Source organism: Rhodovulum sp., from assembly GCF_011048875.1.
Taxonomy (GTDB): domain Bacteria; phylum Pseudomonadota; class Alphaproteobacteria; order Rhodobacterales; family Rhodobacteraceae; genus Rhodovulum; species Rhodovulum tesquicola.
Genome location: NZ_DSDD01000241.1, coordinates 1 through 11,340, shown reverse-complemented (window position 1 = coordinate 11,340; position 11,340 = coordinate 1). Strand labels below are relative to the sequence as shown.

At 66.7% G+C, this 11,340-nt stretch carries 8 protein-coding genes; 2 read left to right on the top strand and 6 right to left on the bottom strand.

The window, feature by feature from the left end; genetic code table 11:
- The 6 genes from ENN83_RS08475 to ENN83_RS08450 all read right to left on the bottom strand — a co-directional run.
- A partial coding sequence (locus ENN83_RS08475; RefSeq protein ID WP_287185938.1) for a 4-alpha-glucanotransferase occupies positions 1-1,093 on the bottom strand: 1,093 nt, incomplete at its 3' end.
- The gene (gene glgX / locus ENN83_RS08470; RefSeq protein WP_287185936.1) at positions 1,090-3,177 is read right to left on the bottom strand and encodes a glycogen debranching protein GlgX; all 2,088 of its coding nucleotides are present in this window, start codon (positions 3,175-3,177) and stop codon (positions 1,090-1,092) included. The genes ENN83_RS08475 and glgX, both read right to left, overlap by 4 nt.
- Positions 3,174-4,601 carry a glycogen synthase GlgA gene (gene glgA / locus ENN83_RS08465; RefSeq protein ID WP_287185934.1) on the bottom strand — a complete coding sequence of 476 codons (1,428 nt, stop codon included), beginning with the start codon at positions 4,599-4,601 and terminating at the stop codon, positions 3,174-3,176. The genes glgX and glgA overlap by 4 nt, the downstream gene beginning before the upstream one ends.
- Positions 4,598-5,863, bottom strand: coding sequence for a glucose-1-phosphate adenylyltransferase (glgC, locus tag ENN83_RS08460; protein ID WP_414707641.1), 1,266 nt, complete (start codon positions 5,861-5,863; stop codon positions 4,598-4,600). The genes glgA and glgC overlap by 4 nt, the downstream gene beginning before the upstream one ends.
- A gap of 21 nt (positions 5,864-5,884) precedes the next feature.
- The gene (glgB, locus tag ENN83_RS08455; RefSeq protein WP_287185932.1) at positions 5,885-8,086 is read right to left on the bottom strand and encodes a 1,4-alpha-glucan branching protein GlgB; all 2,202 of its coding nucleotides are present in this window, start codon (positions 8,084-8,086) and stop codon (positions 5,885-5,887) included.
- Between the two features lie 43 nt (positions 8,087-8,129).
- The gene (locus ENN83_RS08450; protein ID WP_287185930.1) at positions 8,130-10,508 is read right to left on the bottom strand and encodes a glycogen/starch/alpha-glucan phosphorylase; all 2,379 of its coding nucleotides are present in this window, start codon (positions 10,506-10,508) and stop codon (positions 8,130-8,132) included.
- A 149-nt stretch (positions 10,509-10,657) separates the two neighbouring features.
- Here ENN83_RS08450 and ENN83_RS08445 point away from each other — a divergent pair, with 149 nt between their 5' ends.
- Together ENN83_RS08445 and ENN83_RS17135 are read left to right on the top strand one after the other, a co-directional pair.
- Positions 10,658-11,161: a hypothetical protein gene (locus ENN83_RS08445; protein WP_287185928.1), complete on the top strand. Its 504-nt coding sequence runs from the start codon at positions 10,658-10,660 to the stop codon at positions 11,159-11,161.
- On the top strand, positions 11,119-11,340 hold a 222-nt coding region (locus tag ENN83_RS17135; protein ID WP_414707640.1), incomplete at its 3' end, for a helix-turn-helix domain-containing protein. The genes ENN83_RS08445 and ENN83_RS17135, both read left to right, overlap by 43 nt.

Sequence of the window (11,340 nt, the reverse complement as noted above, 5' to 3'; positions counted from 1 at the left end):
GCGTTGCGCCGCGTGCGAAAAGGTCCGGATCGGCCCAGGTCTCGGCCCCGGCGGGATGCGTCCCGACCGCCAGATCGAGGTAAAGCCCATGCGCCATCCCCGCATCCCGGGCTGCTGCGCGGATATCGCCAAGCTGGCGCTCCGCGCGGAATTGCAGCCATGAGTGAAAGGCAATGGCGTCCGGGTTCTCGGCGGCAAAGGCGCTGACGGCCGGGGCATCGGGCGCGCGATACGCCGCCGGCCAGTCGGACCAGTAGGGGCCGAACCGGTCCGACAGCGCCTGATGCAAGGCGAAACGGTCAAGATCCGCCCCCTCGGCCGCGCGAAACCCGACCAGTGCCGCCCTTTCGTCGGGGCAGATCGCGGCAAAGGCGGCGCGCAGGCCGGCCAGCCGCCCGGCAATGGCGGGCGCGTAATCCACAAGCGCCCCGCCAGGCGTTCGGGCTTCGCCCGGACAGGCCAGATGGGCGACATTGAACCGCCTTCGGCTGGACGGCGAATAGGGGCTGATCGCCTGCGGATCGCCCGGAAAGCCAGCATGGATCGGATTGATGCCCACAAAGCCCGCGCCCAGCGCCCCGATCCCGGCGGTGACCGCGCAGAGATCGGCGTAATCCCCCAGCCCGCCCGTTTCCGCATCCCGCAGGCCATAAAGCGGAACCGTCACCCCCCAGCCGCGCGGCGGCAGCGGCAGGCGGGGCGGCGCGGATAACAGCGTCATGCGGTGGCCCCCGACGATCAGATCATGCAGGCCAGGCGGCAGGGGCGGCAGCGAAAGGGTATCCTTGGCCCGACCCTCGTGGCAGGTGCCGTCCTCGAGTTCGAGCCGCCAGGCCCCTCCGCATGTCGGCCGCAGCACCGGGGCAGACCCGGCCTCGAGAACGAGCCACGCAGGCAACGGCCGGGCGGCCTCTCGGGCCTTCAGCGCGGCCAGCGTTCCGGCCGCCTCGGCCTCGGACCCGGCGGCCAGACCCATCGCCGCCAGAAGGGCGCGCGCCGTCTCGGGGTCGGTCTCATGCGTCACGCCCTCCAGATCGCAATACTGCGGCAGGATCCCCGCCATAGCGGCAAGCCGTGACAGCGCGCTTGTCATGATGCGGGCTCCAGAATCAGCACGGCCACGGCCTCGGCGGGCATCGCCAGCGGCCCCGCGACAGGTTCGGGGACAAGGTCGGGGCGCGAAGTGTCCAGATGTAGGCTCCAGCGCAGGCCTTCGGGGGCGTCGGGTACGGACACGTCGACCGCGGGGCCCGCGTTCAGCACGGCGAAGATCGCGTATTCCTGCGCGGCATATTCGGGCGTGCCGGCCGCGGTACGCAGCTCGACCGCGATCAGCCGCAACTCCGGATCCTCCCAATCCGCGCGGGTCATCGGCGCACCATCGGCCCGGCGCCAGAACAAATCCTCGATCCCGTCGATGTCCCGCTCGCGGGAATGGAGAAACAGCTTCTGCCGCAGAATCGGATGCGCCTTGCGAAAGGCGATCATCCGGGCGGTAAAGCGCAGGAAGTCGTGATCGGCCCCGTGCCAGTCAAGCCATGAAATCGCGTTGTCCTGGCAATAGGCGTTGTTGTTGCCCTGCTGCGTGTGGCCCAGTTCGTCGCCCGCCAGGATCATCGGCGTGCCCTGCGCCAGCAGCAGCGTCGCCATCATGTTGCGCCGCCGCTGCGCCCGCGCGGCAAGGATCGCGGGATCGTCGGTCGACCCCTCGACGCCGAGATTGTCCGAGTAATTCGCCGAATGCCCGTCGCGCCCCTCCTCGCCATTGGCAAGGTTGTGTCGGGTGGCATAGCTGACCACATCGGCCAGCGTGAAGCCGTCATGGGCGGTTATCATGTTGACCGACGAGGTGGCAGGCCGCCCCGAGTGATCGAACTGCGCGGCCGACCCCGTAAGCCGCCCGGCCAGATCCGGCGCCCGCCCCGGATCGCCCCGCCAGAAGCGGCGCACGCCGTCGCGGAACCCGTCATTCCATTCCAGGAACGGCGCCGGAAAGCCGCCCAGCCGGTAGCCGCCGGGGCCGATATCCCATGGCTCGGCGATCAGCTTGACGCGGGACAGGACCGGATCCTGCCGGATCGCCTGAAAGATCGCTGCACGCGCATCGAACCCGTCCGCCCCCCGGCCCAGCGCCGCCGCAAGGTCAAACCGGAAGCCGTCGACATGCATCACTTCGACCCAGTAGCGCAAACTGTCCATCACCATCCGCAGCACCATCGGATGGTCGATATTCAGCGTGTTGCCGCAGCCCGTGTCGTCGATGTAATGGCGCCGATCATCGGCCAGCCGGTAATAGCTGGCATTGTCGATACCGCGAAAGGCCAGCGTCGGGCCAAGCGCGTTGCCCTCGCAGGTATGGTTATAGACGACATCAAGGATCACCTCGATCCCGGCGGCATGCAGGCGGGCGACCATACGCTGGAACTCGGCGATATCGCCGTTTTCCATGTAGCGCGGTTCGGGCGCGAAATAGCCCAGCGTCTGGTAGCCCCAGTAGTTCCGCAGCCCCTTTTCCACCAGAAAGCGGTCGTTCAGGAAGGCATGCACGGGCAACAGTTCGACCGCCGTGATCCCCAGGCGGACATAGTGGTCCAGCATCTGGTCAGAGGCCAGCGCACGGAACCTGCCTGGTGCATGGACCTGGGGATGGCGCATGGTCAGGCCCCGGACATGGGCCTCGTAGATCACGGTCTCGGTCAACGGCGTGCGGGGCTGAGCATCCGCGCCCCAGTCGAAACTGTCGGCCACCACGATGGAGCGCGGCATGTAGGGCGCACTGTCGCGCTTGTCGAAGCTGAGATCGGCCCGCGGTGAGCCCATCTCATAGCCCATCAATGCGTCGTTCCAGATCGGATGCCCCGACAGCCGCCGCGCATAGGGGTCGATCAGCAGCTTGTAGGGGTTGAAACGATGCCCCTGGTCGGGTCGATAGGGTCCGTGGACGCGATAGCCGTAATGCCGGCCCGGCATCAGCCCGGCGATATGGCCGTGCCAGACATGGTGCGTGCATTCGGGCAGGTCGATATTGGCGATCTCGTTGCGGCCGTTCTCGTCGAAAATGCACAGCGTGACGCGGCTGGCATGTTCCGAGAACAGCGCGAAATTGACGCCCTCGCCATCGAAATGGGCGCCGAGCGGGTCCGGGCAGCCGGCGGTGATCGTCTTGGGCAAGGTCATCGGGGGCGCGCGATCTCCCGGTAAAGCGCGGCATAGGCGGCAGCCGACACGCCCCAGCCGACCGGCGCGCGCATGCCGTTGCGCTGGATCTTCTGGAAGGTCGCGGGATCGGCATGAAGATCGCACAGCCGGTCCAGCGCGGTGGCCAGCGCCCCGGCCGTGACAGGGGCGAACTGCACGCCCGTTGCCACGCCTGCCGCCAGTGCCGCGGGGTTGGCGTCGATCACCGTATCGGCCAGCCCCCCGGTGCGCGCGACAACCGGCACGGTGCCATAGCGCAACCCGTAAAGCTGCGTCAGCCCGCAGGGTTCAAAGCGCGAGGGCACAAGGATCGCATCGCCCCCCGCGATCATCCGGTGCGACAGCGCCTCGTCATATCCGATGCGCACGGCGACGCCCGGATGCGCCTCGGCCGCGTCGCGCCATGCCGCCTCGAGCGCCGGATCGCCCGAGCCCAGCAGCGCCAGCCGCCCGCCCCGCACGATCAGCCGCGGCAGCGCCTCCAGAAGCAGGTCCAGCCCTTTCTGTTCGCTCAGACGGGAAACGACGACGCAAAGCGGGCCATCGCCCTCGGGCAGGCCCATTTCCCCGACCAGCGCGGCGCGGGCCTTTGCCTTGCCGCGCGGGGCCTTGTAGGGCGAGATATGGGGGTCGGTGGCGGGGTTCCACATGGCCTCGTCGATGCCGTTCAGGATGCCCGAGACATCCGCCCCACGCGCCCGGATCACGCCGTCAAGCCCCGCGCCGAAATCCGGACCGGCCAGTTCGCGGGCATAGGTGGGGCTGACGGTCGTCACCTTCCAGCCATAGACCAGCCCCGCCTTCAGCGCCGAGATCTGGCCGTAGAATTCCATTCCATCGGGCTGAAACGCCCAGCCGGGCAGGGCAAGCGCGGCCAGCCGTTCGGGCGGGATCAGCCCGCGAAAGGCCATGTTGTGCACCGTCATCACGCTGGGCAGATCGACTCCCCACGCCTTGAGATAAATCGGCGCCAGCCCCGCCTGCCAGTCGTGGCAATGGACCAGATCGGGCCGCCAGTCGCCCACACCCTCGGCCCCGATCCGCGCGGCCATCCACGACAGCGCGGCAAAGCGCATGTCGTTGTCGGGCCAGTCCTGCCCGGCCTCGTCCAGATAGGGGCCGCCGGGGCGGTCATAGAGATGCGGCGCATCAAGGACGAACAGCGACAGCCCCGCCGTCGTCCCCTGCAACAGGCGTACCGGCCCGCCGAACAGGTCATCGCCATGCCAGACGGGTTCGGCCTTGGGCAGCGCGGCCAGCACCGGCCGATAGCCCGGCAGCAGCACCCGCATCTCGACCCCCTCGGCCGCCAGCGCCGCGGGCAGCGCGCCGACCACATCGGCCAGCCCGCCGGTCTTGACCAGCGGCACGCATTCCGAGGCGACGGACAGGGCCCGGATCATGCGGCGGCGGCCCTGCGGTCCAGCATCGGCTGGGTGATCAGCGTCACGCCCCCCTCGGTCACCCGGAACCAGCGCGCGTCCTCGTCCGGATCCTCGCCGACGATCAACCCGCTAGGGATGACCACCCCGCGGTCGATCACGACATTCTTCAGCCGCGCATTTCGGCCCACCACGACATAGGGCAGCACAACCGCGTGATCGAGCACCGAGTAGGAATTGGTATGCACCATCGTGAACAGAAGCGAGTTGCGCACCTCGGTCCCCGAGATGATACAGCCGCCCGAGACCATCGACGACACCGCCGTACCGCGCCGGTCCTCCTCGTCATGGACGAATTTCGCGGGCGGCACGCTTTCGGAATAGGTCCAGATCGGCCAGTTGCGGTCCCACAGGTTCAGTTCGGGCGTGAAATCGGTCAGGTCGATATTCGACTTCCAGAACGCATCCACCGTGCCCACGTCGCGCCAATAGGCATTGGCCTCGGGATGATCCCGCACGCAGGATTTGGCGAAGCGATGCGCCATCGCCTTGCCGTTCTTCACGATCTGGGGGATCAGGTCCTTGCCGAAATCATGGCTGGAATTCGGATCCGCGGCGTCATGGATCAGAAGATCGCGCAGGAATTTCCAGTCGAAGACATAGATCCCCATCGAGGCCAGGCAAGTCGCCGGATCGCCCGGCAGCGTGGGCGGATCGGCGGGTTTCTCGACAAAGGCGGTGATCCGGTCGCTCGTATCCACCTGCATGACGCCAAAGGCGCTGGCCTCGGATTTCGGCACGGCCAGGCAGCCCACCGTCACATCCGCCCCGCTGGCGACATGCTGGCGCAACATGATCTCGTAATCCATCTTGTAGACGTGATCGCCCGCCAGGATCAGCACGAAATCAACGCCGTAGCTGTCCACGATGTCGATGTTCTGGGTGACGGCGTCGGCGGTGCCCAGATACCAGGAATGTTCGTTCACCCGCTGGCTGGCGGGCAGGATGTCGAGGTATTCGTTCCGTTCGGCCCGGAAGAAGTTCCAGCCGCGCTGGCAATGGCGGATCAGGGAATGCGCCTTGTATTGCGTCGCCACGGCCATCTTGCGGATGCCGGAATTCAGCGCGTTCGACAGGGCGAAGTCGATGATGCGCGTCTTGCCGCCGAAATAGACGGCCGGTTTTGCGCGGTTGTCGGTCAGTTCCATCAACCGGCTGCCGCGCCCGCCGGCCAGCACGAAGGCCATGCTGCGGCTCGACAATCGACTGTAGCGCATTTCCATCGTCAAACTCCCCCTCCGAAGTCACATCCCGTCCGGCATCAGATAGAGCACACTCAGCGGGGGTAGCGTCAATTCCGCCGAGCCGGGCATCCCGTGATGCGGCCGCTCAAGTGCCGTAACACCGCCCAGATTGCCGCGATTGCCACCGCCATAGGCAGCCGCGTCGGTGTTGAGAACCTCGCGCCAGGTCCCGGCAAGGGGCAGGCCCAGCCGGAACCCGGTTCGTTCCACGGGCGTCAGGTTGCAGACGACCGCCACGGGCGGATCGCCGGGACCGCCCATGCGCAGCCAGGCATAGACCGAGATCTCGGCCGCGTTCGCCTCGATCCAGCGGAACCCCTCGGCCTCGCAATCCTTGAGATGCAGCGCGGGCGTGGCGCGGCAAAGCGCGTTCAGGTCGCGCACCAGCCGTTGCACGCCCGCATGCCATTCCGCGCCCAGAACGCTCCAATCCAGTTGTCCGGCATGGTTCCATTCCGCCCGCTGCGCAAATTCCTGCCCCATGAACAGCAGCTTCTTGCCCGGATGCCCCCACATGAAACCGTAATAGGCCCGCAGATTGGCGAATTTCTCCCAGTCGGTGCCGGGCATCTTCGACAGCATGCTGCCCTTGCCATGCACCACCTCGTCATGGCTGATCGGCAGGACGAAATTCTCGGAAAACGCGTAAAGCAGACCGAATGTCAGCTGGTGATGGTGGTATTTCCGATGCACCGGCGCGCGCCCGAAATAGTCGAGCGTGTCATTCATCCAGCCCATGTTCCACTTGTAGCCAAAGCCCAGCCCCCCCGCATCCACCGGCTGCGAGACGCCGGGAAAGGAGGTGCTTTCCTCGGCCACGGTCAGGATGCCCGGCACCTCGCCATAGGTGAGGCTGTTCATCCGTTGCAGCATGGCGATCGCTTCAAGGTTCTCGCGCCCGCCATGGATGTTCGGGATCCACTCGCCGTCCTTGCGCGAGTAGTCGCGGTACAGCATGGACGCCACCGCATCCACGCGCAGCCCGTCGACGTGAAATTCCTCTAGCCAGTAGAGCGCGTTGGAGAACAGGAAATTGGCGACCTCCACACGACCGAAATTGTAGATCAGCGTCTGCCAGTCATGGTGGAACCCCTCGCGCGGGTCGGCATGTTCGTAAAGCGCGGTGCCGTCGAACCGGCCCAGCCCATGCGGGTCGGTCGGAAAATGCGCGGGCACCCAGTCGAGGATCACGCCCAGCCCCTTGCGATGCGCCGCGTCGATCAGGTCGCGGAATTCGTGCGGGGGCCCGTGGCGGATGGTGGGCGCGAACAGCCCGACCGGCTGGTAACCCCAGGAGCCGTCGAACGGGTGTTCGGACAGCGGCAGGAATTCCAGATGGGTGAATCCCATTTCAGCGGCGTAGTCGACCAGTTCCTCGGCGGCCTCGCGATAGGATAGCGGGCGGTTGCCCTCCTCGATCCGGCGCCGCCACGAGCCCAGATGCACCTCGTAGATCGAAATGGGGGCGGAGCGGGCGTTGCGACCGGCGCGCCCCGCCATCCAGTCCCCGTCATGCCAGCCATAGCCCGAGATGTCGCGCACGATGCTGGCGGTGGCCGGCGGATGTTCGTAACCGAAGCCGACCGGGTCGGCCTTGAGCGGCAGGACTTGGCCCCCGGCCCCGAGGATCTCGTATTTGTAGACCTCGCCCTCGGCGATGCCGGGCAGGAAGATCTCCCACACCCCGGTCGCGCCACGGCGTCGCATCGGGTGGCGACGTCCGTCCCAGCTGTTGAACGGCCCCACGACCGACACCCGCCGGGCATTGGGCGCCCAGACCGCGAAATGCGTGCCCTGCGCGCCCTCATGCGTGCGGACATGGGCGCCCAGCACCTGCCACAGCCGCTGATGCGTGCCCTCGCCCAGCAGATATTCGTCGATCTCGCCAATCACTGGGCCAAAGCGATAGGGATCATCGTAGTCCCAGCTTTTCCCCGCCCCATCCGTTGCCCGCAGCCGGTAGGGCCCGTCGCCCGGCACCGGGCCGGTGAACAGATCGGGCGCGTCGGGGTGGCGGGTCAGGGGATGGATCGCCGAAGCACAAACCGCCTCCAGCGCCGCAATGCCGGGATGGAACGCCGCCAGGTGACCGCCATGCCGCCCCAGCACGGAAAACGGATCGTCATGGGCACCGGCCTGCAAGCGCCGCGCATCCGCGGGCGGCGGGAAGGGTGTCGGTTCGGACGTCGGGGCCGGACTCATGCGACCAGCCTAAGCCGCGCGCGGCGACATGCAAGCCGTGTCCTCACGCCGGATCAAGCGACGACGCCCCCCAGATATCGGCCATGTAGCCCCGGATCGTCCTGTCGGACGAGAACCAGCCGGTGCGTGCGGTGTTGCGCGCGGCCATGGGCCACCAGACCGCAGGGTCGGCAAAAGCCGCATCGACGCGGCGCTGGGCGTCCCAATAGGCGGTGAAATCCGAGCAGACGAGGAAATAGTCATGCCCGGTCAGGTTGCTGACGAAACTGCGATAGCGGTGCCGGTCACGCGGCGAAAAGACGCCCTGCGATACCGCCTTGAGCGCGCCGCCCAATCGCGTGTCGGCCGCAATCGCCTGGCGCGCGTGATCCGGTATGGTCCGGCGCGCGACGACTTCTTCGGCGGTCATTCCGAACAGAAAGAAATTCTTCTCCCCCACCCTGTCGCGGATCTCGACATTGGCACCGTCCAGCGTGCCGATGGTCGGCGCCCCGTTCAGCGCGAATTTCATGTTGCCGGTGCCCGACGCCTCCTTGCCCGCGGTCGAGATTTGTTCGGAAAGATCCGAGGCAGGGATCAGCCGCTCGGCAAGGCTGACATTGTAGTTCGGCAGGAACGTGACCTTCAGGAACCGGTTGGTCTCGGGATCGGCATTGACCACCGCGGCGACATCGTTGATCAGCCGGATGATCTCCTTGGCGAAGACATAGCCGGGCGCGGCCTTGCCGGCAAAGATCTTGACCCGCGGCACCCAGTTCCCGTTCGGGTTCGCCTTGATCTCCTGCCAGAGCGCGATGGTTTCCAGGATGTTCAGGTGCTGGCGCTTGTATTCGTGGATGCGCTTGATCTGCACGTCGAACAGCGACTCGGGGTCAATCTGCACGCCATGCTCTGCCGCCAGCCAGGCCGCCAGATCCGCCTTGTTCGCCCGCTTGGCCCCGGCAAATGCCTCGAGGAAGGCGGGATCATCAAGGCTCGGCTCCAGCTCGGCCAGCCGTTCCAGATCGCAAACCCAGCCTTCGCCGATGGTGTCGGAGATCAGTCGGCTGAGCCGCGGGTTGGCCGAGAACAGCCAGCGGCGCGGTGTCACGCCGTTGGTCTGGTTCACGATCCGGTCGGGATGCATCCGGTGCAGTTCCGCAAAGACGGTCTGCTTCATCAACTCGGTGTGCAGCGCCGACACGCCGTTGACCTTGTGCGCCATGACGAAGGCAAGCTCGCCCATCCGCACCTCGCCATCCGAACGCAGCGCGACACGGCGCCCCGGCTTCTCGGCGGCATGCGCCGTGTCGATCCGTTCGATCAGTTGCATGTGGCGCGGCAGAAGGCGGGACATCAGATCCTCCGACCACCGCTCCAGCGCCTCGGGCATGAGCGTGTGGTTGGTGTAGGACAGACAGCCCCGCGCGGTTTCGATGGCCTGATCCAGGGGCATGCCGCGTTCGTCATGCAACAGGCGCACAAGTTCCGGCCCGGCAATGGCCGGATGCGTGTCGTTGAGCTGGATCGCGGCCCGCTTCGGCAGATCGGCCAGCGCGCCGCCCTCATCCTCGAACCGACGCAGGATGTCGTGCAGGCTGGCGGCAGTGAAGAAATATTCCTGCTTGAGCCGCAATTCCTTGCCCCGCATGGTCGTATCGTCGGGATAGAGGACGCGGCTGATCGTGCGCGCCAGCGCCTCGGCCTCGGCCGCAGCAGTGAAATCGCCGCGGTTGAACCGGTCGAGATCGAACCCGTGCAGGGGTTCGGCGGACCACAGACGAAGCGTGTTGGCCCAGCGCCCCTGCCAGCCGATCATCGGCGTGTCATAGGCCTGCGCCATCACCGCCTCGGCACTGCGCCAGACGGACTTGCCGCTCTCCTCCACCACCTCGCCGCCCAGGCACAGCCGCAGACGCACGTCGCGGCGGCGGAACTCCCACACATGTGTCTGGGTCAGCCAGTCCTCGGGCTCCTCGATCTGGCGTCCATCGACGAAACTCTGGCGGAACAGCCCGTGTTCATAGCGGATTCCATAACCGACGGCCGGAACGCCAAGCGTGGCGAGCGATTCCATGAAGCAGGCCGCCAGTCGACCCAGACCGCCATTGCCCAGCGCGGCATCGGGTTCGTCCTGGATCACGTCATCGGCGGACAGGCCGAGCCCGGCCAGCGCCTCGCGCACCTCGTCTTCGAGGCGCAGATTGATGATCGCGTCCTCCAGAAGGCGCCCGATCAGGAACTCCATCGACAGGTAGTAGACACGCTTGGCCCCCGCCTTTCGCGTTGCCCGGGTCGCGGCGAACCAGGACTCCACCAGCCGATCACGAACGGTCAGCGACAACGCGATGCGCCAGTCGCTGAGGGTGGCGCGCTGCGGCTCGGTGCCGAGCGAGTAGATCAGGTGGCGAGAGATGCTGTCGCGGAAACCCGAGTCGGTCATGAAAATCGTCCAGGGATAAGGGGGGCAGATCGCCGTCGCGCCGATATGGGCGCGGAATCGAGGCAATCGCAAGAGCGCATGGCCAAGGGACCGCCAACCGGCGCCCGACGGGACGTGGTGGGCACGGCCCTGCCGAAATCCGTTGCAGTTTGCGCAGGGCGGCAGCCCGAACCGAACCGCGCGTTCCTTCGGTTCGCAGCCGGGGCGCGGCGCTGGCCGCGCTGTTCCTGGCATTACCGGTCTGGCTGGGCAGGGCCGAGACCGGCGGCGTGCATTTCTCGGCGATGATGCTCTGGCCAATGGCGCTGGGCGGCGTGGCGCTGATGGCGATCGGATGGCGAAACGGCTGTTTCGGTCTGCGGATCATGGCCGACGGATTCGAATTTCACGACATCTCGGGCATCCGCACCGTGCCGCGGGCGGCGGTTCTGGCGCAGCGGCCCCGGCGGCGCGGGCTGCCCGGCTGGATGCGCGCAATTGCACCGGTCCTGCCGCCAACGACCGCCGGAGCGATCCTGCTAGAGTCGACCGCGACCAAGTTGAATCTTTGGGATTCACATCCGGCGCAATTTCTGATTCATGCTGATTGCCGGGAAGGAGGTCGGCATGGATGGGGAAACCGTATTCTTCTGATTTGCGCCAGCGGTTTGTAGCCGCTCTGGATGAAGGCATGTCGGCCAGTGCTGCGGGCCGCAGGATGCGGATTGCACGCGCGACAGCCGTCAGGTGGGCCGCCACGTGGCGGCGTGAGGGTCGCGCCGAGGCGTTGCCGATGGGCGGGGACCGGCGCTCGGATACCCTTGAGGCCCATGCGTCGAAGATCCTTGGCTGG